Source organism: Bradyrhizobium sp. LTSP849, assembly GCF_000938255.1.
In the GTDB taxonomy this organism is placed as follows: domain Bacteria; phylum Pseudomonadota; class Alphaproteobacteria; order Rhizobiales; family Xanthobacteraceae; genus Bradyrhizobium.
Genome location: NZ_JYMR01000053.1, coordinates 74,977 through 100,593 on the forward strand (window position 1 = coordinate 74,977; position 25,617 = coordinate 100,593).

Annotated in this window: 24 protein-coding genes and 1 pseudogene; 13 read left to right on the top strand and 12 right to left on the bottom strand. The window is 62.5% G+C overall.

What is annotated here, in order from left to right:
• Nucleotides 1-4: 4 nt before the first annotated feature.
• From gyrA to UB31_RS34000, 3 genes and pseudogenes are all read right to left on the bottom strand, one after another.
• The gene (gyrA, locus tag UB31_RS33990) at nt 5-2,746 is read right to left on the bottom strand and encodes a DNA gyrase subunit A (protein ID WP_045013991.1); all 2,742 of its coding nucleotides are present in this window, start codon (nt 2,744-2,746) and stop codon (nt 5-7) included.
• Between the two features lie 168 nt (nt 2,747-2,914).
• Nucleotides 2,915-3,157 (bottom strand): annotated as a pseudogene (locus tag UB31_RS33995) (DUF2306 domain-containing protein); the annotation flags it as partial.
• Between the two features lie 87 nt (nt 3,158-3,244).
• A complete protein-coding gene (locus tag UB31_RS34000; protein WP_045007493.1) occupies nt 3,245-3,742 on the bottom strand; it encodes a single-stranded DNA-binding protein in 498 nt (165 codons plus the stop codon).
• A 543-nt stretch (nt 3,743-4,285) separates the two neighbouring features.
• On the opposite strand from UB31_RS34000, the gene UB31_RS34005 reads away from it, so the two are divergent.
• From UB31_RS34005 to UB31_RS34015, 3 genes are all read left to right on the top strand, one after another.
• Nucleotides 4,286-4,957, top strand: a complete 672-nt coding sequence (locus tag UB31_RS34005; RefSeq protein ID WP_045013992.1) for an outer membrane protein — start codon at nt 4,286-4,288, stop codon at nt 4,955-4,957.
• Between the two features lie 278 nt (nt 4,958-5,235).
• Entirely contained in the window at nt 5,236-8,208 is a 2,973-nt protein-coding gene (gene uvrA / locus UB31_RS34010) for an excinuclease ABC subunit UvrA (RefSeq protein WP_045007495.1), read from the top strand.
• Nucleotides 8,209-8,257: 49 nt separating this feature from the next.
• Nucleotides 8,258-8,581, top strand: a complete 324-nt coding sequence (locus tag UB31_RS34015) for a hypothetical protein (RefSeq protein ID WP_045013993.1) — start codon at nt 8,258-8,260, stop codon at nt 8,579-8,581.
• 6 nt (nt 8,582-8,587) lie between these two features.
• Here UB31_RS34015 and UB31_RS34020 read toward each other — a convergent pair whose 3' ends face one another.
• The gene (locus tag UB31_RS34020; protein ID WP_045013994.1) at nt 8,588-8,923 is read right to left on the bottom strand and encodes a DUF5615 family PIN-like protein; all 336 of its coding nucleotides are present in this window, start codon (nt 8,921-8,923) and stop codon (nt 8,588-8,590) included.
• Between the two features lies 1 nt (nt 8,924).
• Nucleotides 8,925-9,152, bottom strand: a complete 228-nt coding sequence (locus UB31_RS34025) for a DUF433 domain-containing protein (protein ID WP_045013995.1) — start codon at nt 9,150-9,152, stop codon at nt 8,925-8,927.
• Nucleotides 9,153-9,250: 98 nt separating this feature from the next.
• On the opposite strand from UB31_RS34025, the gene UB31_RS34030 reads away from it, so the two are divergent.
• On the top strand, nt 9,251-9,886 hold the full coding sequence (locus tag UB31_RS34030; protein WP_045013996.1) for an HAD-IA family hydrolase: 636 nt from the start codon (nt 9,251-9,253) through the stop codon (nt 9,884-9,886).
• A gap of 35 nt (nt 9,887-9,921) precedes the next feature.
• Nucleotides 9,922-10,842 carry a nucleoside hydrolase gene (locus UB31_RS34035; RefSeq protein WP_045014181.1) on the top strand — a complete coding sequence of 307 codons (921 nt, stop codon included), beginning with the start codon at nt 9,922-9,924 and terminating at the stop codon, nt 10,840-10,842.
• 777 nt (nt 10,843-11,619) lie between these two features.
• Here the strand turns inward: UB31_RS34035 and UB31_RS34040 are convergent.
• Entirely contained in the window at nt 11,620-12,417 is a 798-nt protein-coding gene (locus UB31_RS34040; protein ID WP_045013997.1) for an AAA family ATPase, read from the bottom strand.
• Nucleotides 12,418-12,422: 5 nt separating this feature from the next.
• Nucleotides 12,423-13,199 carry an AAA family ATPase gene (locus UB31_RS34045; RefSeq protein ID WP_045013998.1) on the bottom strand — a complete coding sequence of 259 codons (777 nt, stop codon included), beginning with the start codon at nt 13,197-13,199 and terminating at the stop codon, nt 12,423-12,425.
• Between the two features lie 278 nt (nt 13,200-13,477).
• Here UB31_RS34045 and UB31_RS34050 point away from each other — a divergent pair, with 278 nt between their 5' ends.
• Nucleotides 13,478-15,556: a DUF1217 domain-containing protein gene (locus UB31_RS34050; protein ID WP_045013999.1), complete on the top strand. Its 2,079-nt coding sequence runs from the start codon at nt 13,478-13,480 to the stop codon at nt 15,554-15,556.
• A 16-nt stretch (nt 15,557-15,572) separates the two neighbouring features.
• Here the strand turns inward: UB31_RS34050 and UB31_RS34055 are convergent, their stop codons facing one another.
• Together UB31_RS34055 and UB31_RS34060 are read right to left on the bottom strand one after the other, a co-directional pair.
• Entirely contained in the window at nt 15,573-16,433 is an 861-nt protein-coding gene (locus UB31_RS34055) for a PCC domain-containing protein (protein WP_045014000.1), read from the bottom strand.
• 9 nt (nt 16,434-16,442) lie between these two features.
• On the bottom strand, nt 16,443-18,050 hold the full coding sequence (locus UB31_RS34060; protein ID WP_045014001.1) for an acyl-CoA synthetase: 1,608 nt from the start codon (nt 18,048-18,050) through the stop codon (nt 16,443-16,445).
• A gap of 233 nt (nt 18,051-18,283) precedes the next feature.
• Between UB31_RS34060 and UB31_RS34065 the strand changes: the two genes are divergently transcribed.
• Nucleotides 18,284-18,556 (top strand): hypothetical protein, encoded by a 273-nt coding sequence (locus UB31_RS34065; protein WP_245306116.1) that lies wholly within the window; start codon nt 18,284-18,286, stop codon nt 18,554-18,556.
• 17 nt (nt 18,557-18,573) lie between these two features.
• Nucleotides 18,574-18,849: a GNAT family N-acetyltransferase gene (locus tag UB31_RS34070; RefSeq protein WP_045014182.1), complete on the top strand. Its 276-nt coding sequence runs from the start codon at nt 18,574-18,576 to the stop codon at nt 18,847-18,849.
• Between the two features lie 33 nt (nt 18,850-18,882).
• On the opposite strand, the gene UB31_RS34075 is transcribed toward UB31_RS34070, so the two are convergent.
• Entirely contained in the window at nt 18,883-19,812 is a 930-nt protein-coding gene (locus UB31_RS34075; protein WP_045014003.1) for a tetratricopeptide repeat protein, read from the bottom strand.
• Nucleotides 19,813-19,916: 104 nt separating this feature from the next.
• Here UB31_RS34075 and UB31_RS34080 point away from each other — a divergent pair, with 104 nt between their 5' ends.
• A complete protein-coding gene (locus UB31_RS34080; RefSeq protein WP_045007506.1) occupies nt 19,917-20,192 on the top strand; it encodes a GNAT family N-acetyltransferase in 276 nt (91 codons plus the stop codon).
• Between the two features lie 50 nt (nt 20,193-20,242).
• Here the strand turns inward: UB31_RS34080 and UB31_RS34085 are convergent, their stop codons facing one another.
• Entirely contained in the window at nt 20,243-20,650 is a 408-nt protein-coding gene (locus UB31_RS34085) for a DUF3597 domain-containing protein (RefSeq protein ID WP_045014004.1), read from the bottom strand.
• Nucleotides 20,651-20,984: 334 nt separating this feature from the next.
• Here UB31_RS34085 and UB31_RS34090 point away from each other — a divergent pair, with 334 nt between their 5' ends.
• Nucleotides 20,985-21,893: a DUF2189 domain-containing protein gene (locus tag UB31_RS34090; RefSeq protein WP_045014005.1), complete on the top strand. Its 909-nt coding sequence runs from the start codon at nt 20,985-20,987 to the stop codon at nt 21,891-21,893.
• Nucleotides 21,894-22,023: 130 nt separating this feature from the next.
• Nucleotides 22,024-22,839 carry a lytic murein transglycosylase gene (locus UB31_RS34095; RefSeq protein ID WP_045014006.1) on the top strand — a complete coding sequence of 272 codons (816 nt, stop codon included), beginning with the start codon at nt 22,024-22,026 and terminating at the stop codon, nt 22,837-22,839.
• Nucleotides 22,840-22,928: 89 nt separating this feature from the next.
• On the opposite strand, the gene UB31_RS34100 is transcribed toward UB31_RS34095, so the two are convergent.
• Nucleotides 22,929-23,255 carry a hypothetical protein gene (locus UB31_RS34100; protein WP_045007509.1) on the bottom strand — a complete coding sequence of 109 codons (327 nt, stop codon included), beginning with the start codon at nt 23,253-23,255 and terminating at the stop codon, nt 22,929-22,931.
• Between the two features lie 653 nt (nt 23,256-23,908).
• On the opposite strand from UB31_RS34100, the gene UB31_RS40905 reads away from it, so the two are divergent.
• Entirely contained in the window at nt 23,909-24,061 is a 153-nt protein-coding gene (locus UB31_RS40905; RefSeq protein ID WP_007590701.1) for a DUF1127 domain-containing protein, read from the top strand.
• 126 nt (nt 24,062-24,187) lie between these two features.
• Nucleotides 24,188-25,615: a methylenetetrahydrofolate--tRNA-(uracil(54)-C(5))-methyltransferase (FADH(2)-oxidizing) TrmFO gene (gene trmFO / locus UB31_RS34105; protein ID WP_045014007.1), complete on the top strand. Its 1,428-nt coding sequence runs from the start codon at nt 24,188-24,190 to the stop codon at nt 25,613-25,615.
• The last annotated feature ends 2 nt before the right edge of the window (nt 25,616-25,617 follow it).

Below are 25,617 nucleotides of genomic sequence, written 5' to 3' on the forward strand. Positions count from 1 at the left end.
ACGCTTACTGCGCGCCATTCCCGTTGTCGCCATTGCTGCTCTCGGCCTCCTCCGTGATGTGCTCGACCGAGACCACATGCTCGTCCTCGGCGGTGTCGAACACGATCACGCCCTGCGTCGAGCGGCCGGCGATGCGGATGCCTTCGACCGGACAGCGAATGAGCTGGCCCTTGTCGGTGACCAGCATGATCTGGTCGGCGTCTTCCACCGGGAAGGAGGCGACCAGATTGCCGTTGCGGTTGTTGACGCTCATGGCGACGATGCCTTTGCCGCCGCGGCCGGTGGTGCGGTACTCGTAGGACGAGGTCCGCTTGCCGTAGCCGTTGACGGACACCGTCAGCACGACCTGCTCGGCCGCCGACATCTCGACATAGCGCTCCGACGGAATCTGGAAGCTGCCGGAGGTCTCCTCGACCTCGGCGTCCGCTGCCGGCTCCTCGGCCGCGGCTTCGCCGGCCACCGCACGGCGCATCTTCAGGTACGCCGAGCGCTCGTCCGAGGACGTCTCGACGTGGCGCAGGATCGCCAGCGAAATCACCTTGTCGCCGTCGCTAAGCGCGATGCCGCGCACCCCCATCGAGGTGCGCCCGGTGAACACGCGCACGTCGGTGACGGGGAAGCGGATGCACTGGCCAGCGGCGCCGGTGAGCAGCACGTCGTCGCGCTCGGTACAGATCTGCACGTCGACGATTGCTTCATTGTCGTCGAGCTTCATGGCGATGATGCCGGAGCGGCGCACATCGACGAAGTCGGATAGCTTGTTGCGCCGGACGTTGCCGCCTGTCGTGGCGAACATCACGTCGAGATTGCCCCAGGTCGATTCATCCTCGGGTAGCGGCATGATAGTGGTGATGCGCTCGCCCTGCTCCAGCGGCAGAATGTTGATGAGTGCCTTGCCCCGCGCGTTCGGCGCGGCCATCGGCAGGCGCCAGACCTTTTCCTTGTAGACTTGGCCGCGTGACGAGAAGAACAGCACCGGCGTATGCGTCGACGCCACGAACAGGCGCGCAACAAAATCCTCGTCGCGGGTCTGCATGCCGGAGCGGCCCTTGCCGCCGCGGCGCTGGGCGCGATAGGCCGACAGCGGCACGCGCTTGACGTAGCCGGCGTGCGAAACAGTGACGACCATTTCCTCGCGCTGGATCAGGTCTTCGTCCTCGACCTCGCCTTCCTGCTCCATGATCACGGTCTTGCGCGGCGTGGCGAACTCGGCCTTCACCTCGGCGAGCTCGGTCTTGACGATGTCCAGCACGCGGGCGCGCGAGCGCAGGATGTCGAGATAATCGGCGATTTCGCCGGCGAGCGTGTCGAGCTCTTCGCGGATCTCATCACGACCGAGCGCGGTAAGGCGCTGCAAACGCAGATCGAGAATCGCCCTGGCCTGCTCCATCGACAGCCGGATCGTGCCGTTCTCGCTGATGCGGTGACGAGGGTCGTCGATCAACGTGAGCATGTCCTCGACGTCCCGGGCCGGCCAGTCGCGCGACATCAGGGTGTCGCGCGCAGTGGTCGGGTCGGGCGAGGTCCGGATGACGCGGATCATCTCGTCGATATTGGCGACAGCGATCGCCAGACCGACCAGGATATGCGCGCGGTCGCGCGCCTTGCTCAACAGGAACTTGGTCCGCCGCGTGACGACACGCTCGCGGAAGTCGACGAAGATCGCGAGCAGATCTTTCAGATTCATGATCCGCGGCCGACCACTGTCGAGCGCCACCATGTTGACGCCGAAGCTCGTTTGCAGCGGCGTGAACCTGTAGAGTTGGTTGAGCACCACATCGGGCACGGCGTCGCGCTTCAGCTCGATGACGACGCGGAAGCCGTCGCGGTCGGATTCATCGCGCAGATCGGCGATGCCCTCGATCTTCTTTTCCTTAACCAGTTCGGCGATGCGCTCGACCATCGTCGCCTTGTTCACCTGGTACGGAATCTCGGTGACGATGAGCGCCTCGCGCTCCTTGCGAATGGTGTCGATCGTGACCTTGCCGCGCATCACGACCGAGCCGCGGCCCAGATGGTAGCCGGCGCGGATGCCCGCGCGCCCGAGAATGATGCCGCCGGTTGGAAAATCCGGTCCGGGGACGATGTTAATCAGTTCGTCGATGGTGAGCGCAGGATTGTCGATCAGCGCCACGCAGGCATCGATGACCTCGCCAAGATTGTGCGGCGGAATGTTGGTGGCCATGCCGACCGCGATGCCGCCCGCGCCGTTGACCAGAAGGTTCGGGAACTTGGCCGGAAGAACCGAGGGCTCGGTCTCGTTGTTGTCGTAGTTCGGCTGGAAGTCGACGGTGTCCTTGTCGATATCGGCCAGCAGGGCCAGCGCCGACTTGGTCAGTCGCGCTTCGGTGTAACGATAGGCGGCAGGCGGATCGCCATCGACCGAGCCGAAATTGCCCTGACCGTCGATCAGCGGCACGCGCATCGAGAAGTCCTGCGCCATGCGGACCATCGCGTCGTAAATCGACTGGTCGCCGTGCGGATGGTACTTACCGATGACGTCACCGACCACGCGGGCGGATTTGACGTACTTCTTGTCGGGCGTATGCCCCTGCTCGTGCATCGAGTACAGGATGCGACGGTGCACCGGCTTCAATCCGTCGCGGGCATCAGGCAACGCACGCGCCACGATCACGCTCATGGCGTAATCGAGGTAGGACTTCTTCATCTCCTCGAAGATGGAGACGGGGCGAATGTCCGAGGGTTGCGCCGGCTGGTCGCCGGGCTTGTTGTCGTCGTCAGCCAAGGGGGAATCCGGTGAAGTTTTATCTGGGAATCATATAGCGCATCGCCCCCCTGATAACCACCCTTGCACGCTTTCGGGAAGCGCTTTTTCCGACTGTTTTTCCAGAGACTTACGGGCTTTGCGCCGTCGCCATGGACAGGCCCCGGATGAGCCGCCCGGAACCGCCCCTTACGCCCCGAAAATTACGCGGTGCATGATGCGCCCGGGCACCGGCGTGAACAGGCCCGCCACCACCAGCGCGCCCGTGAACAGCAGGATCATGATGCGCCGGTGATCGATGACACAATGGGTGTGGGCCCGCCACACCGCCAGCGGCAGCATCACCAGCGTGAAGATCGAGAGCAGGTGGATCGGGCTGAACGGCCCGACCAAACGGATCTGGTGAATCCAGAACGACGATGCCGCCACGACCGCTCTTGGTCCGGATGCTCGAAAGCCGGGCCGGCCGTTTCCAGCCCCGATCCGAGCCGACTCTTCCCAAGCCTTAGATCTCAAGCCTCAGAACGGAATGTCGTCGTCCATGTCGCTGTTGCGGCCACCGCCGCCGGCGGCAACGGGACGGCGCGGCGCGCTGCTGACAGGACCGGAGGAGCCGAAATCGCCGCCCGGCTCATCGCCAAAGCTGCCGCCTCCTCCGCCGCCGCTACGGCCATCGAGCATCGTCAGCGTCGAGTTGAAGCCCTGAAGCACGACCTCGGTCGAGTACTTCTCGACACCCGCCTGATCAGTCCATTTGCGCGTCTGGAGCGCGCCCTCGATGTAAACCTTGGCGCCCTTCTTCAGGTACTGCTCGGCAACCTTGCAGAGCCCTTCATTGAAGATCACGACGCGGTGCCACTCGGTCTTTTCCTTGCGCTCGCCGCTATTCTTGTCGCGCCAGGTCTCCGAGGTGGCGATGCTCAGATTCGCGATCGGCCGCCCGTCCTGGGTGCGACGGATTTCCGGATCCTTGCCGAGATTTCCAACCAGAATGACCTTGTTGACGCTTCCCGCCATCGCCGCTCTCCGCTCCAAATCCACTGAATTTTAGAAGGCCGGGCCCGCTCGCCGCGCCATCTGTGCCTGTTGAGCTGACCCTATACGCTCACGGGCGCCGGTCGGCCCGCCACGCCCTTGGTTATCCCCATATATAGCATCGACCTGATATTTGTTCCAGATTTGTTCTAGTCAAAATCGATCGTGAATATAGGGCGCATGTCGGTAGCTGTGCCGCTCCCGTCGCGACCTACACCAAGGCGTCAGCCATGATGTCGACTGGGCCTGTCAACTATCGCGTGGGGCGGTCCGATCATCGCGACGTACTGATCCACCTGATATCATTCGGGAATCGAAGGCCGGCCTGGCGCCGGCCTTTTGCCGTTTAGTTCCCTGCGGGAACTATAGGTCAGTGACCGTTACATTCTGCGTCTGTTGTGACTTTTGAGAGACACAACTTGCAGCTTCAATGGTGTAGGTACGACATCAGTTGGACCAACGCGTCCGATGCCCTTCCGATCGCGGAAGGCAGCAACAGAAACTGGGACTGGGATTAGGTTGAAAATGAAGAAGGTTTTGTTGGCTTCGGCCTGTTTGTTCGCACTCGCCGCTCCGGCTTCGGCGGCCGATCTCGCGGCACGCCCCTACACCAAGGCTCCGGCCCCGATGGCTGCGGTCTACAACTGGACCGGCTTCTACCTCGGTATCGTCGGTGGCGGTGCCTGGGAAGATTCCTCGACCGATCCGAAGGTGAAGGGCGGCTTCGTCGGCGGCACCGCCGGCTACAATTGGCAGACCGGCAACGTCGTGTTCGGCCTCGAAGCCGACGGTTCCTGGGCTGACGTCAATGCTTCGGTGACGACGCTTGGCGTTACCCTGAGCAACAAGATCGATGCGCTGGGCACCGTGCGCGGCCGCATCGGCTACGCCGTCAACAACGTTCTGTTCTATGGTACCGGTGGCTACGCCTGGATCGACGACAAGCTCAGCCTCAGCGCGCTCGGCGTGACCGTCTCCGACACCAAGTTTCGCTCTGGCTGGACCGTCGGTGCGGGCGTCGAAGCGTTCTTTGCCCCTCAGTGGTCGGTCAAGGGCGAGTACCTCTATCGCAGCTTCAGCGGCGCGACGTATTTCTCCGGCATCGGTCTCCCTTTCAACACGGGCACGGACAGCTTCCACACCGTGCAGGTCGGCGTGAACTATCACTTCAGCGGCCCGATCGTCGCGAAGTACTGATCTTCGCTACCGACGTTACATCGTCACGAAAGGCCGGCCTCGCGCCGGCCTTTTTGTTTTTGCGGCACGTTCCAATGCCGCCCACACCCGGTTCCTGCTGCCATTTCCCGCCAACGCCCCAACAATCCGTTGACGATTCGCGAAGGGCACTGGAAATCCGTTCTCGTTCTTCCTACGTTCGCTGACATACCCATCGGCGCCGATCCCGGTTCCGGGCGAAGCGCGCCTTTTACGTTGGCGCGATCGCGCGCCTTTGGGATTCCTTGAGGACCACCAGGATGGATGAAGTGATCAAGGCGAAGCGCCAACAGAACGTGGGCTCAAACCTGCGCGCAATTACGATCCGTGGCGCGCGCGAGCACAACCTCAAGAATATCGACGTCGAGATTCCCCGCGACAAGCTCGTGGTGTTCACCGGCCTGTCCGGCTCCGGCAAATCCTCGCTCGCCTTCGATACGATCTATGCCGAAGGCCAGCGCCGCTATGTCGAGTCGCTGTCGGCCTATGCGCGCCAGTTCCTGGAAATGATGCAGAAGCCGGACGTCGACCAGATCGACGGCCTGTCGCCGGCGATCTCGATCGAGCAGAAGACGACCTCGAAGAACCCGCGCTCCACCGTCGGCACGGTCACCGAGATCTACGACTACATGCGCCTCTTGTGGGCGCGCGTCGGCGTGCCCTATTCGCCTGCCACCGGCCTGCCGATCGAGAGCCAGACCGTCTCGCAGATGGTCGACCGTGTGCTGGCGTTGCCCGAAGGCTCGCGCCTTTACCTCCTCGCCCCCGTCGTGCGCGGCCGCAAGGGCGAGTACCGGAAAGAGCTCGCCGAATGGCTCAAGAAGGGCTTTCAACGCGTCAAGATCGACGGCACCTTCCATGAGCTCGCGGAAGCTCCAACGCTGGACAAGAAATTCCCGCACGACATCGACGTCGTCGTCGACCGCATCGTGGTGCGCCCGGATATCGGTCAGCGCCTCGCCGAAAGCTTTGAGACTGCGCTGAAGCTCGCCGAGGGCCTCGCGGTCGTCGAATTCGCCGACGCGCCGGCGGCTGCGCCCGTCGAAGAAAAGAAGAAGACCGCAAAGATCCACGACAAGAGCGGGCCGGAACGCATCCTGTTCTCGGAAAAGTTCGCCTGCCCCGTCTCCGGATTCACGATCCCGGAGATCGAGCCCAGACTCTTTTCCTTTAACAATCCCTACGGCGCCTGCCCCGCCTGCGGCGGTCTCGGTGTCGAGCAGCATGTCGATGAAGACCTCGTCATCCCCGACAAGGAGCTCCCGATTGGCAAGGGCGCGATCGCGCCCTGGGCCAAATCGTCGTCGCCCTACTACGTGCAGACGCTGACCGCGCTCGGCAAGCACTACAAGTTCACGCTGACCACCAAATGGAAGGATCTGCCCAAGAAGACGCAGAACGCGATCCTCCTTGGCTCCGGCGAGGACGAGATCAAGTTCTCCTATGAGGACGGCGTCCGCTCCTACGACACCAAGAAGCCGTTCGAGGGCGTCATCACCAACATCAACCGCCGCTATCGCGAAACGGAAAGCGAGTGGGCGCGCGAGGAGCTGGCGAAATACTTCCACGACGTGCCCTGCGGCGCCTGCAACGGTTTTCGGCTGAAGCCGGAGTCGCTCTGTGTCAAGATCGGCGGCAAGCACATCGGCGATATCTCGGAGCTCTCGGTCAAGGGTGCCGGCGCGTGGTTCGAGACCGTGCCGGAGGCGCTGAACACGCAGCAGAACGAGATCGCCGGCCGCATCCTCAAGGAGATCCGTGAGCGCCTCACCTTCCTGCTGGACGTCGGCCTCAACTATCTCACCCTCTCCCGCTCCTCCGGCACGCTGTCCGGCGGCGAGAGCCAGCGCATCCGCCTGGCCTCGCAGATCGGTTCGGGGCTGACCGGCGTGCTCTACGTGCTGGACGAGCCCTCGATCGGCCTGCACCAGCGCGACAATGCGCGCCTGCTCGACACACTGAAGCGCCTGCGCGACCTCGGCAATACCGTGATCGTGGTCGAGCATGACGAGGATGCGATCCTGCTCGCCGACCACGTCCTCGACATCGGCCCCGGCGCCGGCATGCATGGCGGCCACATCATTGCCGAAGGCACGCCCGCCGAGATCATGCGCAACCCGAAATCGCTCACCGGCAAATATCTCACCGGCGAGCTCGAGGTCGAGGTGCCGGAGCGGCGTCCGCCGAACCATCGCCGCACCATCAAGGTGGTCAACGCGCGCGGCAATAACCTCAAGAACGTCACGGCCGAGATTCCGCTCGGCCTGTTCACCTGCGTCACCGGCGTCTCCGGCGGCGGCAAGTCGACGCTGCTGATCGACACCGTCTACAAGGCCATCGCCCGCAAGCTGAACAATGCCAGCGAAGGCGCCGCGCCCCACGACCGCATCGAGGGCCTCGAGCACATCGACAAGATCATCGACATCGACCAGTCGCCGATCGGCCGCACCCCGCGTTCGAACCCCGCGACCTATACCGGCGCCTTCACGCCGATCCGCGAATGGTTCGCCGGCCTGCCGGAATCCAAGGCGCGCGGCTACGAGCCCGGCCGCTTCTCCTTCAACGTGAAGGGCGGCCGCTGCGAGGCCTGCCAGGGCGACGGTGTCATCAAAATCGAGATGCACTTTTTGCCCGACGTCTACGTCACCTGCGACGTCTGCAAGGGCAAACGCTACAACCGCGAGACGCTCGAGGTCCTGTTCAAGGGCAAGAGCATCGCCGACGTGCTCGACATGACCGTCGAGGAAGCCGCCGATTTCTTCAAGGCGGTGCCCCGCGTCCGCGAGACCTTCCAGACGCTGCACCGCGTCGGCCTCGACTACATCCATGTCGGCCAGCAGGCCACCACGTTGTCCGGCGGCGAAGCCCAGCGCGTCAAGCTGGCAAAAGAGCTGTCGAAGCGCGCCACCGGCCGGACGCTCTACATCCTGGACGAGCCGACCACCGGCCTGCACTTCCACGACGTCAAGAAACTGCTGGAAGTGCTGCACGAGCTGGTCGCACAGGGCAACACGGTCGTCGTCATCGAGCACAATCTCGAAGTCATCAAGACCGCGGATTGGGTCATCGACCTCGGCCCCGAAGGCGGCGACGGCGGCGGCGAAATCGTTGCCTGGGGCCCGCCGGAAGACATCGCGAAGGCGCCGCGGAGCTATACGGGGAAGTTTCTAGCGCCGGTGCTGGCGAAGGCGCGGAAGCCTAAGCGGCGGCGGACGAGCGAGGCGGCGGAGTAGTCTCCGCCGCCTTGAGCGACCGGGATCAAGCTACCGTGGAGTGACCTCCATGCCGAGCCGAACCTATACGCTGTTTCGCAACGCCATCCTCGCTGAACAGCAGGTCACCTGCGTCTACGAGGATCGCTATCGCGAACTCTGCCCGCATATCATCGGCATCAACAAACGCGGCGAGGAGGCTGTGCTGGCCTGGCAGTTCGCCGGCGAGAGCAGTGGTTCGCTGCCTCAATGGCGATGCCTCAAACTGGCTAATGTTAGCGACGCTCGCGCGCGCAATGGCCGCTGGCACGCGGGCGGCTCCCACCTGACCGCTCAAACTTGCATTAACGATATCGATCTCGATATCAATGTTCACGTACGCAAGCTGCGTTGAGCCTTGCTAACTGCCGACGAATTCTATGACCGCCTCGCCTCGCGCAACCGCTTCGACAATTTGCGGCATGGCCGCCAGAAACTGACGAACCAGGGTGCGATTGTCGATGTTGCCAACCCGGACCCACAGCACGATCGGCCCCTGCCTCTTTGCTGCGCGCAAAAGTGAGAAATCGCGGTCCTTGGTAATGAGAACGGCCGATCGAGAAATGGCTTCGTTCCAGATTGCCCCATCGGTCGCGTTTGCCATCGCGAACTCGGCCACATGAGCCGCATCATATCCAGAGCGACGCATGGCTTCCGCGAGTCCAGGGGGAAGCTGAGCATCGATCAGATAAAACAAGCTATTTCGCCGCTATGATCGGGTGGTCAACCTGACGCGCAGCATAGGCGAGCACAGCGTCGATATCCGCCTCTTCCAGATACGGATAGTCCCCGAGAATGCTCTCGCGCGACTGTCCCGCGGACAGCAGTCCCAGGACGTCGGCAACTGTGATCCGGAGATCGCGAATACAGGGGCGTCCATGCATCCGCTCAGGATTGACCGTAATTCTTGCCAGTAGCTCCGACATCTGTCACCTCTGTGCAATCAATATAGCATCTCCGATTGCATCTGTCAGCGCATCGCCAGCGAACACGATGCTCGGTCAGTCCGGCCCGCTCTTCCTCCATGCCCTACTCCCTCGCCATCTTCGATCTCGACGGCACGCTCGTCGACAGCTTTCCCTGGTTCCTGCGCACCATCAATGACGTCGCCGACCGCTTCGGCTTTCGCCGCGTCGCCGATGAGGATGTCGAGGGGCTGCGGCATGCCTCGACGCGCGAGATCCTCAGCCGACTCGAGGTGCCGCTGTGGAAGCTGCCGGTGATCGCGCGGCATGCGCGGCGGTTGAAGGCGGAGGCGGCGGCCGAGATCTCGCTGTTTGCCGGCGTCGAGACGATGCTGCAGACACTCGCGAACAGCGGCGTTCAGCTGGCGCTCGTGAGCTCCGACAGCGAGGCCAATGCACGGCGGAAGCTCGACGGCACCGCCGCGTTGTTCTCGCATTTCGACTGCGCCGCCTCGGTGTTCGGCAAGCCCGCGAAATTTCGCCGCGTGATCCGGCGCGCCGGTGTCACCCCCGCGGATGTCATCTCGATCGGCGACGAGGTCCGCGACATTGAGGCGGCGCGGACTGTCGGAATTGCCTGCGGCGCGGTCAATTGGGGCTACGCGGCGCCGGCGGCGTTGCAGGCGCTTGCGCCCGATCACATGTTCGCGCAGATGGATGAGATTGCGGACGTGGTTTGCCGGACCAAAGCCTGATCCGCAATCGGCACGCCCAGCCCAGGGAGACGGTGATGACACTGACGGACGCAGCCCGCCTCAAACTCCTGGAGCCGCCGGTCGGCAAGGTGCGCGTCGTGCTCGACACCGACACCTATAACGAGATCGACGATCAGTTCGCGCTCGTGCAGATGCTGCTGTCGAAGGACCGCTTCGACGTCGAGGCGATCTACGCCGCACCGTTCTTCAACGCACGCGCCGACAGTCCCGGCCACGGCATGGAGCTGAGCTACCAGGAAATCCTTCGCCTGCTGGAGCGGCTGAACATCGCAGCCGAAGGCTTGGTCCATCGCGGCGTCACCGACTATGTCGGTTCGGCCAAGACGGCGCAGGCGGCACCCGCGGTCGACGACCTCGTGGCCCGCGCGCGCGCGGGCTCGCCCGACAAGCCGCTCTATGTCATTGCCATCGGTGCCATCAGCAACGTGGCCTCTGCGCTGCTCAAAGCCCCTGACATCATCGACCGTATCGTCGTGGTCTGGCTTGGTGGCCACGCGCTGGAATGGCCGCACACGGTCGAGTTCAATCTCAAGCAGGATGTCGGCGGCGCGCAGGTGCTGTTCGACAGCGGCGTGCCGCTCGTTCTGGTACCGTGCATGGGCGTCACCTCGCGCCTGCACAGCACGGTGCCGGAGATCGAGCGCTACGTCGAACCGCACGGCAGTATCGGCGCGTTCCTCGCCATGCGCTTCAAGGAATATTCGTCCGACCATATAGGCTGGGCCAAGGAGATCTGGGACATGGCGCCGGTCGGCTGGCTGCTCAATTCTGTGTGGGCACCGAGCGTGATCGTCCCCGCCCCGGTTCTCACCGATCAGATGACCTGGAGCGTCGACCGAAGGCGGCATCCGATCCGTTACGTGACCTATGTGGATCGCAACCCGATCCTGAAAGACTTCTTCCTGAAGCTGAAGGCGTTTGCCGGATCGAAATAGAAAGCGCGCTTACGCAACCCACAACCTGTTGCGCTGCCCGGCGCCCAAAACACCCACGCAAAGGTCAACGACATCAGGCAAAGATAATTCTCTTTATCAGAACTTCGGGTTATCGTATAGGAGGCCATCTCAACCCGGCCGAGGGGCGTTATCGCGATCGTCACGTACGCGGGATGGGACGTGGTGGACGCGGGCGGCGTCGGCGCGAAGGTGGTTTGCAGGGCGGCTCACGCCGTGAGCAACTACCGAGGCGCAAACGACCGGTGCAGCCCGCGTACGGCAAAATCGTGTGGTCCTGGCGCCCGGAGCCTGTGCGCCAAGTCTTGTGGTGATGTGCGAGCCCGACCGGGCACGCAAATCAGCCATCCGCAAGGTGACGGGGGCAATAGTGCATCGCTCCCCGGGGAGATCACGACATAAGCCGTAAAGCCACTGCGCAGGGAAGGCCGGATGTTTGGCTTCACCTGTATGCCGCTGTGCATCTGTTTCCAGCGCATTTGCGCACAGCGGACCGCGGGTGCCAGCCGGCACCCGGCCTTCCCTGCGCCCTCGGCACTTTCGGGGGCGGCAATTGAGCAAAGCTCGGGCAGGATATGCCGCGAGGGTTTGAACGTGTGTCCGCGATTTCAAACGTCAATGAAAGAAGAAGCATGCGGCTACGAGCCGTCATTGCGAGCGCAGCGAAGCAATCCAGAGTCCCTCCGCGGAAAGATTCTGGATTGCTTCGTCGCAAGAGCTCCTCGCAATGACGACGGAGAGAGCGATTGTGCCCCTCGCCTATTCCCCCAGCGTCGCTTCCACGAACCCACGCGGATCGTCGCAAAACTCGCGCATCACCCGATAATGATCGGTCTGCTCCACCGTCGTCGGCTCAAGGCCGTATTTCCCGAGCCGAAGCAGCTGCGCATTTGGATAGGCCATCAGCAGAGGCGCATGGGTCGCCATGATGACCTGGCAATTGCCGGAGAGATCCATCCGATGCAGGAGCTTGAGGAAATCCATCTGCCGCGCCGGCGACAACGCCGATTCCGGCTCGTCGAAGATGTAGATGCCCTGCTTCTGGCAGCGCTCCTCGAAGAAAACCAGAAAGCCCTCGCCATGGGAGAAGGAGAGATAGTCCGGCGCCTCCTGAACGCTCGCACCAAACACGCCCTCCATGGCTTGCGCAGCGCTCACGGCCGACCGGTCCAGATAGCGCGCGATCGAAAAGAATGTCTCCGCCCGGAAGAACCAGCCATCGGTTACCTTTGGTACCCAGGCAGCCTTCAAGGCGGCAGACAGCTCTACGCCAGTGACTTCCATGCCGCCGCCGTCGATCTCCTGAAAGCCCTTGCGGCCGCCCGTGCTGGCAAAGCCGGCGAGCCCGGCGATTCCCTCGAGGATGGTCGATTTGCCGGTCCCGTTCTCGCCGACGATGATGGTCACGGCGGTATCGAAGCTCTGATCGAACTCGTCCCTGAACACCGGAAGACAGAACGGATACGCCTCCCAATCCTCGACCTGCGCGCGATCGAGCCAGACGCGCCGAAGGTAAGGTGCAGGCAGCGTGGTTTCGCGACGGCGTTTCCGACCCATGCCCTCTACCTTCCCTGCTGGTCCAACGCCGCGTCGATAAATCCGTCCGGATCGTCGCAAAACTCGCGCATCACCTTGAAATGATCCGTCTCCCGCAACCTCACCGGCTCAAGTCCCGCTCTGGTCAGCCGCAGCAAGCTCGCATTCGGATAAGCCATCAGCAGCGGCGAATGGGTTGCCATGATGACTTGGCAGATGCGCGACTCTTCCATGCGTCGCAGCAGCTTCAGGAATTCGATCTGGCGCGCCGGCGACAGCGCCGATTCCGGTTCGTCGAAGATGAAGATGCCCTGGCGCTGGCAGCGCTCTTCGAAGAAGCGCAGGAAGCCTTCGCCATGGGAATGCGACAGGAAATCGGGGCCGACCTGGCCGGCATCGCGTGCGGCCTTGTCGAGATATCGCGCCACCGAGAAAAAACTCTCGGCGCGGAAAAACCAGCCATTGGTAATCTTCGGCAGCCAGCTTGCGCGCAGAGCTTTGGAAAGTTGGCCGCCCATCTTCTCCCGCGCTTCGGAGTGGTCGACGGGCATGTATCCCTTCCCGCCACCGGCATCGTCGTAGCCAGCGAGCGCTGCAATACCCTCGAGGATGGTCGACTTGCCCGTCCCATTCTCTCCGACGATGATCGTGACGGCGGCCTCAAAGTTAAGCTCGAAATCATCCGGAAAGATCGGCAAGCAAAACGGATAGACCTCGCGATCGTGGACCTGCAACGGGTCGAGCCAGATCCGTTTCAGGTAAGGCGCCGGCAGGTTGATCGTTCGACCGCTTCTTCGGCTCATGCCCGGCTTCCAACTCCTTACGACTGATCTGCTGATGTGAACATATCAGGAACGCAATCTTCGCGAAAGCTGCATCTGAGAAACATATGGAAACAAATAGCAATAAAACCCGCTATGCGTCACTTGGACGAAAACTAAAATCTAAGATTGTGGATCAGAATCGTCTTAGAAAAACGTAGCGCTGAGACAGCACGCTGGCATGAGGCCAGCCCCCACCTCGCGACCCCGGCAATGATTGACGGAAGTCCAGGACCGTTAGAAGCCGCGAGGAATGCGCGATGGTGACAACGTATTTCAACTACAACTACATCACGAGCAATCTCAAGCAGTCGCTGACGCGGGTTGGACAGCAACCGGACGTCGCGCGGGAGGCCGCCTATTACAAAGCCAACATCGGCAAGGTGAAGACCGTCGACGATTTCATGAAGGATTATCGCCTTTATAGTTATGCGATGAAGGCATATGGCCTGGACGACATGACGTACGCCAAGGCTTTCATGAAAAAGGTGCTGCAGAGCGATCTCTCCGACTCCAACAGCTTTGTGAACAAATTGGTCGACAAGCGTTACCAGGAGTTTGCCGCGGCATTTTCCTTCAATGGCAGTGCAACGCCGGTTGCGCAATCGGAGAACCAGACCGATGAGATGATCGGTCTTTACACGTCGACCAAGACAAACCAGGTCAATGCACTTGCCGACGACTCGAACTACTACAGCGCCGAAATCGGCAACGTCAGCAGCGCAGACCAACTCCTAAACAACGACCGTCTTCGCAACTATGTCTATTCGGCATACGGGATCGACCAAAGCAAGTGGTCGCGTGACACGATAAGCCAGGTCTTGCGCAGCGATCCGTCCGATCCAAGCAGCTACGTCAACACCACCTTCACGTCCCAGCTCAGCGGCCTCAATACAGCGCTCACCCAGGCGCAATCGGATATCAGCACCGCCAATTCGAACATTACCAATTATACGGCCCAACTCTCACAGCCGGGCGCCAACGTGCCTCAATTGCAGGTCCAGATCCTGGTCGAGAAATATCATCTCGATACGGCAACGAAGAGCGTTTCCAGCCTCAACGACCAGATCGCGACGATCGGCAATTTTGTAGACTTGGCCGGCGCGTTCGAGTTCCTGCCCGACGGGTCGCTTCCGGCAGGTACGCCTGCGCAGACTGCCGCAAATATAACGCTCACGAAGAAGCAGTTCGACGACAGCAAGGCCGAGGTCTACGCTGCGGCAAGCCCGATCTACGGAGCCGTGGCGATCAAGCAATTCAGGGCGGACCTCCTCAAGATCAATTCGGTCCAGGCGTTCGTGTCGACGCCGGGTGTGTATGATTTTGCGCTGGGCGCCGTCGGCCTCGATCCCGGACAGGTCTCGCAAGACACCGTCAAGAAAGTCCTCGAAAGCGATCTCAACGATCCAAAGAGCTACGTGTACACCCTCAAGGACAATCGATACGTTCAGCTCGCGCGCGCCTTCAACTTCGATGCAAAAGGCAATCTGACGACCCCCCTGGTCGCGCAGGACTCGGCCGAAGTCCTCCAGATTGCGAAAGACTACATCATTCAAGCAGTGAAGAGCGCGAGCACGGCAACCCCGCAGCAGCAGGCGGCAGTTCGGGCACAAGCCGCCAAGGACGCGACGGCCTATCAGGAGGCGATCGCAGGCATCGACAGTGTTTCCGATCTTCTTGCAAACAGGCCAATGGTCGATTTGATTCTCCTGGCCAAGGGTTTGGACCCCAGGAAGGTCAGCGACGATTTTCTCAAGAAGGTCTTCGCCTCCGACCTGAACAATCCAAAGAGCTTCGCGAACACGCAGAGCGATCCTCGCTTTGCCGAAATCGTGGCGTCGTTCAACTTCGACAGCAAGGGCAACGTCGCGCGCCTCCCGATGATGGGTCCGCAGAAGCGAGATCAATTCCGGGAAACACAAGCGAACTATATCGAGCAAAGCCTGGAGCAGCAGCAAGGGGATACCAATCCCGGTGTGCGCCTGGCGCTATATTTCCAGCGAAAGGCGGGAGAAATCACCTCCGCATACGACATCCTTGCCGACAAGGCGCTTTCGGAGGTGTTCAGGACCACCTTCGATCTGCCTGATTCGATGGCTGCGATGCCGATCGATCAGCAAGCCAAGTTCGTGGACAAGATCCTCAAGGTCAAAGATCTGTCCGACCCCGCGAAGGTTGAAAAGCTCCTGAGCCGGTTCACCGCCATGTATGATCTCAAGAACAGCCAGAGCACCGATCAGTCTCCCGTGCTCGACCTCTTTCAAGGATCTGGTTCAACCATATCAGGGATAAGTGAATCGACGTTCCTGGCCATTGCCAAACTGCGCGCGCATTCCTGATGATCGCTCGCCGTAGTTACGCCAACACCTCGAGCACCAGCTCCATGGTCATCAGCACAGGATTGTCGCCACGGATCAGACGGCCCTCCGCAATGCCTCCGGTGTAGTCGATCAGCGCGACATCGAGCACAGCTTCGAGCGCGCCGGATGCGTCTGGCGCGATCGCGCCGGCCGTTATCGCGAGCTCCGTTGCGAACGGCTCGGTCACACCACCATGGGTGAAGCGCGCGCCGACGGTCGAGCCGACGCCGCCGTGGATTTTCGCGCGCGCAATGCCTTGCGCGCGACAGAACTCTTCGAGGCAGCCGGCGAAATCCTGGTTAGGCCGCAGCCGCAGAGCGAAGGCCCGGCTCGTTGTGTGCGCGCCGCTGAGCGCGGAAACCACCGGTCCGAACAGCTTGAAATTGGTCTCGGTATCAGGCTCGGCGATGAACGCCGCACCATCGATCCCAAACGCCTCAACCGCGAACGGCTCGGCGACGATGGTCTCATCTGGCAGCATATGCCCGCCGCTAGCGCGGCCATCGGCCTCAGTCCAGAGCCCGTGGCAGTGAAAGAACGGCGCGCCGTCACGCGTGCCCAACGTCATGCTGCCGAGCTTCGTACGCGTCACGCCCTTGGGCCGGAACGTATCGCTGTAGAACGCGGCATTCTCGCCGGTCTTCGACAGCGCCGGCATCACATAGGCGAACGGCCCCAGCGCACCGCTGCCAAAATTCAACACGCCGCCGGCAAATCCCTCTGCCGCAAAACCGCGGCGCGCGGCCTCCAGCAACGGCACACCTGCCTGAAGCGTGAACGAGAAGGCGCGTCCCCTCGCCTCCACCCATTGGATGCGCTCGACGATGGGAGCGCCCGGCTGCTTGATACTCCGCATCGTATGCGCTCAGCCCGCCTTGGTCTTGTCGAGATCGAGCAGCCCGCGCGCCTCGAGTTCGTCGCGGACCATGCGCTTTGGAATCTTGCCATAGCCCGACTTCGGCAGCGCCTCCCAGAAGAAGAACCGCTTCGGCATCTTGTAGCGCGGCACCTTTGGCAACAGGAATGCCGCCATCTCGGCTTCACTCACAGGCCGCTCGCCTTCGCGCGCCACGCAGACAGCGACGCCGACCTCGCCCCAGGTCGCATCCGGCACGCCGAGGACGGCAACCTCGCCGACGCAAGGATGCGTCAAGATCTTCTCCTCGATCTCGCGCGGATAGATATTGGAGCCGCCGGAGATGTACATGTCGGAGGCGCGGCCGGTGATGTAGACAAATCCCTCCTCGTCCATGTGGCCGAGATCGCCGGTGCGGAACCAGCCGTTGCGAAATGCCTTCGCATTGGCTTCGGGGTTGTCGTAATAGCCGGCGAGCACGGCAGGGCCGATCACGCAGATCTCGCCGCTCTGGCTGGCACTGAGCTCGCGGCCCTCGTCGTCCTGGATCGAGACCTGCATGCCGGTTCGCTCGAAGCCGCAGGTGCCGATCCTGGCATGCGGCCCGTCCTCGGGATCGTGCAGCGCCGCCGGCAGCACCGTGATGTTTCCGGTGACCTCGCCGAGGCCAAAATACTGCACGATGACCTTGCCGAGTTTCTTCAGCGCGGCCTTCTGGTCCTCGCGGTACATCGGCGCGCCGGCATAGATCACGTGACGCAGCGAGGAATGATCGTATTTGTCGGCGGCGGGGTGCTCGACCATCATCTTCAGGATCGTCGGCACGGTGAAGAGATTGCTGACCCGATGCGCCTCGATCAGGCGGAACGCCTCGCTGATATCGAACTTCTCGCTCGGCAGCAGCACGGTGCACACGCCGCGCGCGGTCTGCACCAGCTGATGCACGCCGGCGCCATGCGACAGCGGCGCCACGACCAGCGATGCGTCGTCTTCGGTGACGCCGGGCGTCAGATCGGCAAGATGATTGGTGACAACAAAGCCCATTTGTCCGTGGGTCAGCACCGCGGCCTTGGAGCGGCCGGTGGTGCCGGACGTAAAGAAGAACCAGCAGGGATCGTCATGCTCGACCGCGACGTTCTCGACCACGTGACCGGCCTGCGACGCGATGGCATCTGCAACCGAGGTCTCGCCGAAAGATGCCTTGCCGTCGATGCTCCAGGTGAACTCCAGCGTACCGCCGCTGACGGCCTTCGCGTGCTCGGGAAAATCGACGTGGCACAGAAACGCCTTCGCGCCGGAGGCCTGCGCGAGATAGGTGACCTCGTCCGGCATCAGGCGGAAATTGGTGGGCACCCAGACCGCGCCGAGCCGGAACGCGGCGAACATCGAAAAGAACATCTCGTCGCCATTCTTGGAATGGACCAGGATGCGATCGCCCTTCACGATGCCCCGCGCGGCAAGCGCAGCCGAAAGCGCGGAAACCTGCGCATCGATCTCGCGCCAGGTCCAGGATTTGTCCCCCCACACGAAGCCGGGGCGCGATCCATGCCGCCGCGCATTCAGGGTCAGCATGTAAGCGAGATTCATGACGCGGCGGGACATGCGCAGGGGCTGCATCGGGCTTCCTCTTCGACGGCGGACGGCACGCAAGCCCCCCGCTCATTGCAGCCCATTTATCGCCATCGCCAGCACCCCCGCAAGGCCGCCGGCCGCGTAGCTGCCAGCACGATCGTTCAGGGAATTTTAAACATGATCGGCGCAACCTCGCGCAGTTCTCGCGTACAGAGTGCCGCATCATGGTCAAAGCGTCCGCATTACTCCTCTTGTCGCTGGCGCTCGCCGGATGTGCGATGTCCCCGCAAGCCCAGCTCACCCCGGATCCCGCCTTCAAGCTCGCGCGCTATGCCTGGGATGGCGCCGGCGAGGACCCCAATCGGCCCCGTTCCGCCTCCGAGCCATCTCGCGCAACGCGAACCTCAGCGAGTGGCAAACAGGACAACGCGCAGGACGGCATCGATACCGATCAGGATGCGAAGGTCAGCCGTTCGCTGGTCATTTGCCAGGGTTGCCTGCGCTCAAAACCTCAGCCGGAAGATTCGCGGCTCGCCAAAGCGGCCGATTGAAGCGAACCGAAAACATCATGAGCGACATCATCAACAACAGGGGCCAGCACCGCTACGAACTCGAGCTCGAGGGCCATCTCGCCGCGACCTATTACGAGATCGAGGGCGACGTGATCACCTTCGTCCACACCGAGGTGCCGCCCGAACTCGGCGGCAAGGGTGTTGGCTCAAAGCTGATCAAGGGCGCGCTCGATCAGGTCCGCGCTGCCGGGCTGAGGGTGGTCGCGCAGTGCCCGTTCGTGAAAGCGTATATCGAGAAGCACCCGGAGTATCAGGATCTGCTGAAGGTCTAACCCCGTCATTGCGAGCGAAGCAATGACGGAGAACTACAGCGCTCCCAGCCGCTTCAACGACTCCTGCGCCGTCTGCAAGCCCGGCTTCAACTCCAAGGCCTTCCTGAAATCGGCAATCGCGCCCTGCTTGTCGCCGAGCCGCATTCTGGCCTGGCCGCGATTGTTCCAGGAAAACACGTCGGCGGGATCGTACTGCAGCGCCTTGTCGTAGTCGGCGAGACCGCCCTTGTTGTCACCCTGGTAGAGGCGGATCATGCCGCGATTGCGCCAGCCCCGCGCGTCGGTCGGCGCGACGCGGATCGCCTCGCCATAGTCGGCGGCGGCGCGGTCAAGCTGCTCGCTGTCGCGATAGACGTTGCCGCGGTCGATATAGGCGAGCAGATCGGGCGCGAGCTTGATCCGCACGGTGTAATCGGCGAGCGCATGCGTCATGTCGTGCCTGCGGTAATACACCAGGGCGCGATTGGCGTAGGCCGTGGCATAGTTAGGATCGCGCTTGATCGCAGCGTCGAAATCCGCGAAGGCGCCGTCGAGATCGCCCTTGTTGAAGCGGGACTCGCCGCGGTTGCTGTAGGCCAGCGCCAGCGACGGATCGAGCTTGATGGCCTGGTCGTAATCGGCGATGGCGCGGTCATAGTCGCGCTTGAAACTGTAGACGCGGCCGCGGTTGTTGAAGGCGCAGGCATAGGTCGGATCGAGCCGAACCGCTTCGTCCAGGTCGGCCAGCGCGGCATCGAGCTCGCGGTTCTCGGTGAGGCCGTGCCCGCGGCTGCAATAGGCGCCGGCGAGTCTCTGACCTGTCTCGCTCCTGGTGTCGATCACCGTCGAGCAGGCCTTGACCCGTTCATCCGGCGTGCTCGTCAGCCCAATGCAGGCGTCCCAGGTTGGACCGCCCTCAGCCGAAGCCGGGACCGACGAGAGGAGCGCGGCGAGCAACGCCATGAGGCTGAGCGGGACACGCATTTTCCGGATATCTCCCCTGCGGCAATTTCCCTTGGTCGCGCCTTGGCAGAGGCGGGTTCAGGCGCCTAGATCAGGGGATAAGCAGCGCTTCGGAAGGATCTCTCATGGCGGCATCGGTACGCGACAACAGCGACAGGAGCCGCTTCGAACTCGATGTCGGCAATGAGCTTGCCTTCGCCAATTACCGGCTGACGCCGTCGGCCGTGATCATCACCCACACCGAGACGCCGCACGCGCTGCGCGGCCGCGGCGTCGCCTCCGAGCTGATCAAGGGCGCGCTGGACTTGATCCGGCGCGACGGCAAGAAAGTGATCGCGGGCTGCGGCTTCGTGGTCGACTATCTCGACAAGCATCCGGAGGATGCGGATCTCGTCGCCTGAAGCAAATGGGCCCGCGCGATGGCGGGCCCTCGCAGCGACCGAGTGCTCGATCAGTGCTTGATTTCCGGCGGCAGCTTACCGCCATTGGCGGCGAGCTTCGACATCACCTGCTTATGCAGCCAGACATTCATGCTCGCCGAGTCGTTCATGTCGCCGCTGAAACCGAGCTCCTTGGCGAGGTCCTTGCGCGCGGCCAGGCTTGAATCGATGTCGAGCGCCTTCATGAGATCGACGATCGAGGTGCGCCATTCCAGCTTCTCCTTCTGGGCCGCCACCAGCTTGTCGACGATGGCCGCAACGTCCACGGTCGCTGCGGGCGCCGCAGAGGGTGCCGCGCCGGGCGCGGACGACGGTGCAGCCCCGGCAGACGCGGTCCCTGCGGGTGCGCTGCCGGCGGGCGCGGCGGAAGCCGGATGGCTGCCGAAGATCGCGCCCATAATTTTCCCGAAAATGCTCATGTCTACTCCCCGAAAAGGATCCGTTGGAAGGGCCTTGAGTGGCACTTATAGACGAAGTTTGTGCGATGCGCCCGCGCTGTTCTCGCGAACCACAAGCAGCATCAGCTTATCTGCGGCGAAATGACGACCGAATGACATCATCGAGGTTGCACTGCGGCATCGAATCTCACCCAAGCGTGAGGGACAGGACTCGGGATTGGGAGTACGCTTTGTGTTCAGCTCGCGATGCCATCCGGAATTCGCGTCTGGTCGGAATCGCGATCATCCAAGAAAAGCGGCCGCTCGCGCCGTTTGCCGGCGCCGGATTCGGCTGCATGGCGAGGAGCAAGCGACTATGGCCACACTTTACCAGGGCAATGTGCCCACAATGGCCCCGCCCGCTGATGCGGCGGGACCAACCATCCGAACCATCCAGCTATCCGACCTGTACGACGCGCTCAAGCGCGGCTGGGAAGATTTCAAGGCGGTTCCGAGCCACGCCATCATCCTCTGCGTGATCTATCCGGTGCTCGGCCTCGTGATCGCGCGCGTCGCAATGGGCTATTCGGTGATACCGCTGCTGTTTCCGCTGGCCGCGGGGTTTGCCCTGATCGGCCCGTTCGCAGCGCTCGGCCTCTATGAGCTATCGAGCCGGCGTGAACGCTATGAAGAGGCCAACGCCTGGGATGCCGTGGAGGTGCTGCGCTCGCCCTCCTTCGGTGCAATGCTCGGCCTCGGCACGCTGTTGCTCGCTCTGTTCGTGACCTGGGTTGCGACGGCGCAGGCGATCTATGTTGCGGCGTTTGGCTATGAGGGGGTGACCGGAATCTCGGATTTCGTGACGCGCGTGCTGACGACATCGCAGGGCTGGTGGCTGATCGCGATCGGCTGCGGCACGGGCTTCCTGTTTGCACTCGCCGCGCTCTGTATCAGCGCCGTGTCGTTCCCCTTGATGCTCGACCGCCATGCCGGTGCGTTCGAGGCAATGGTCACCTCGCTCCGCGTCGTGGCCAAAAACCCGGTGCCGATGGCGGCCTGGGGCCTGATCGTCGCGGTGCTGCTGGCGCTCGGCACGATTCCCGCTTTCCTCGGCCTCGCCGTCGTCATCCCGCTGCTCGGCCACGCCACCTGGCATCTCTATTGCAAGGTGATCGTCTCCGATCCCGGCGCACGGCCGGTGCCGCCTCCGCCACAGCGTCCGCGCAAGCCGGCCGCCGATTTCCCCGCCAATCTCTTCCCGTGGCGGAACAGGACGGACGCCTGACGATATCGCAACATCCGATCCTGCCCAGATCCGGGCAGGATCGGACAGCGTCATACGCCTTGCTTTGGCCGCGGTTACAACCGACATTGCCGCCGCCGGTCATGCCACTTCACGGAATCAATTTAGACGAATGACCCCGACGATTTCTCGTCTCGCTCTCGCAGCCTTCGCCCTCACCGCCTTAATCCTCGCCGCCGAGCCTGCGGTCGCCTGCGGTTCAGGCAATTTCGACGCCTGGCTTGCGGATTTCAAAACCGACGCCGCAGCCAAAGGCATCTCGCAACAGGCCATTGCCTCCGGGCTCGCCGGTGTGACGCTCGACCAGGGCGTGCTCAACCGCGACCACTCGCAAAAGGTCTTCACCCAGACCTTCGAGGAGTTTTCAGGCCGCATGGTGCCGCCGAGGATGACGCGCGGCTCAAACATGATGAAGCAGTACGGCTCGGTGCTGTCGCGCATCGAGCAGACCTATGGCGTGCCAGGCGAAGTGCTGGTCGCGATCTGGGGTCTCGAGACCGATTTCGGCGTCAACACAGGCAAGTTCGCGACGATCCGCTCGCTGGCGACGCTGGCCTATGACTGCCGGCGCGCCGAGCAGTTTCGCGGCGAACTGATGGATGCGCTGCGCATCGTCCAGCGCGGCGATCTCGCGCCCGCCGACATGAAGGGCGCCTGGGCCGGCGAACTCGGCCAGACCCAGTTCATGCCATCGTCCTGGATGAAATACGCCGTCGATTTCGACGGCAACGGCAAGCGCGACCTCTTGCGCAACGCGCCCGATGTGCTCGCTTCCACCGCCAACTATCTCGCCGGCTATGGCTGGCAGCGCGGCAAGGATTGGCAGCCGGGCAGTCCGAACTTCGCGGTGCTCCAGCAGTGGAACAAGAGCGAGGTCTATTCCAAGACGGTCGCTTATTTCGCCACCCAGCTCGCGCACGCGCCTTAAGGCAAGCCTGTTTAAGACAAGCCTGAAACGAAACGCGTAGGGCCGATCGCCCAGCGACCGGCCCTCTCTTGGTGCGTTTACTTACCCGTTTACTTGCCTGCGGTGGCTTGCATCGCCTTGTTCAGGTGCATGCCGCACGCACCCATTTTACCGTTGAGCAGCGCGTCCTGCGCAGCCGTGATTTCCTTCTCAGCCACGAACTTGCTGTCACCGTCGGCCATGTTCTCGATCGCGGTCTCCGTCTTCTCCAGATTGGACCCACTGCAACCGCCCATGGCGTGCTTGGCGGCCTGGGCCGGCGCGACGGCGAAAGCGACGGCGGCAATTGCAATAACCCCGAGTAACTTCGTCATGATGTTACTTTCCTTCTCTTCTTCTTGGGACAGACCCAGCGACATTGCCGGAATCTGCAACATGACTTTGCTGCCGACGCGGCAACTTGCCGCAATAAATTCCCCGCGAGAACTGCGTGATGTTGCGCGCGGCGCAGAGCCGCATGCGAAATTTCTGATTTTCATTACAAGTTTGTAATCAGGCCTCTGCACGTTCGGCGTGTGTGCAGTGCATCATTGGAACGGACGCTCACTTGGCTGATTGAGCAAGAATCTCGGGCCTCGCTGCGAGCCCATTAATGAATTCCTGAAGCCTCGCCCGAACGAATCCCAGCCGTCTCCCCGAGACAGATAGCGGGATTATCTCCCTCCAATACTATGAATGCATAATCATTTCTTCTGACACTGATTCATGCGAATCACGCATGCCGGACTTGGGCCTACAAGCTGCCGCGACGCCTTGAAGATCACGGAAATGTAACCCATTTCCTCAGTATCGGAACCGCGCAAAGATATGTAAATCCGTGATTTAACGGGCATTTAGAGTGCCACGCGACCGGTTTCGCCTAGCTGTTGGGCGGGACTGCCGAGAGGTTAATCGTCTCTTACCGATGCCATGCATCCTTCGCTTAGCTGCATCGCAACATCGGAACTTCCGCACTGCACCACCCTCTTCTATATTCATTTCAACGATGACGCTCAGGTCAAGGGCTGAATCGAACTACAGGAGACTACCAATGCTGCTCTCGCTCATCCGCATGATCCAGGCTTTCCGGGACTATCAGCGCAATGTTGCCGAGCTGTCCCAGCTCAGCGATCGCGAACTGGCCGACATCGGCCTCGATCGCTCGGACATCCCGCGCGTTGCCGCCGGTCAGTATCAGGGCTGATATCGTTCAGCCCTTAACCGGACGAACCGATAACGCCCGCCTCGTGCGGGCGCTGTCGTTTTCAGCGGCAGAAAACTCGATCTCAGCGATTCCACTGACCGCCGAAAAGCGCTACCTGTCCGCCCCATGACAGGATCCCAATCTAATACCGTGCACGTCATCGGCGCAGGCCTTGCCGGCTCCGAGGCCGCCTGGCAGGTGGCGAAATCCGGCGTGCCCGTGGTGCTGCACGAGATGCGGCCGGACCGCATGACCGAGGCACACCGCACCGACGGACTCGCCGAGCTCGTCTGCTCCAATTCGTTCCGTTCGGACGATGCCGCCAACAACGCCGTCGGCCTGCTCCATGCGGAGATGCGCCGGCTCGGCTCACTGATCATGCGCGCGGCCGACGCCAACCAGGTGCCTGCCGGCGGCGCACTCGCCGTCGACCGCGACGGCTTTTCGGCCGCCGTCACCAAGGCGCTCAACGACCATCCGCTCATCGAGATCGCCCGCGGCGAAGTCGCAGGCCTGCCACCGGCGGACTGGAGCAACGTCATCGTTGCGACTGGCCCCCTCACCTCCGCCCCGCTGGCCGACGCCATCCGCGGGCTGACCGACGAGAACGCGCTCGCCTTCTTCGACGCGATCGCGCCGATCGTGCACCGCGAATCCATCGACATGTCGGCGGCCTGGTTCCAGTCCCGCTACGACAAGGTCGGCCCCGGCGGCACCGGTGCCGACTACATCAACTGCCCGATGACGAAAGAGCAGTATGACGGCTTCGTCGCCGCGTTGATCGCCGGCGAGAAGACCGAATTCAAGGAGTGGGAGACCAACACGCCCTATTTCGACGGCTGCCTGCCGATCGAGGTGATGGCGGAGCGCGGTCCCGAGACCTTGCGCCACGGCCCGATGAAGCCGGTCGGCCTCACCAATCCGCACGATCCCGCGACGAAAGCCTACGCGATCGTGCAGCTGCGCCAGGACAACAAGCTCGGCACGCTCTACAACATCGTCGGCTTCCAGACGAAGCTGAAGTACGGCGAGCAGCAGCGCATCTTCCGCACCATTCCGGGGCTGGAGAAGGCCGAGTTCGCCCGCCTCGGCGGCCTGCATCGCAACACCTTCCTGAACTCGCCAAAGCTGCTCGACGGCCAGTTGCGCCTGCGCGCGCAGCCGCGGCTGCGCTTTGCCGGCCAGATGACGGGCTGCGAGGGCTATGTGGAATCCGCCAGCGTCGGCCTGATCGCCGGCCTCTATGCGGCAGCCGATTCGCGCGGCGAGACGCTTGCGAGCCCACCCGGCACGACCGCGCTGGGATCGCTGCTCAGCCACATCACCGGCGGCCATATCGAGACCATCGAACCGGGCACGCGCTCGTTCCAGCCGATGAACATCAATTTTGGCCTGTTCCCGCCGCTCGCGAGCGCACCGACGAAGAAGCCGGACGGCACGCGTCTGCGCGGCAACGAGAAAACGGTGGCCAAGAAGCAGGCGATGAGCGCTCTGGCGCTCGCCGATCTCGATCGCTGGATCGCCGATCATTTGCGCATTGCCGCCGCGGCGTGAGT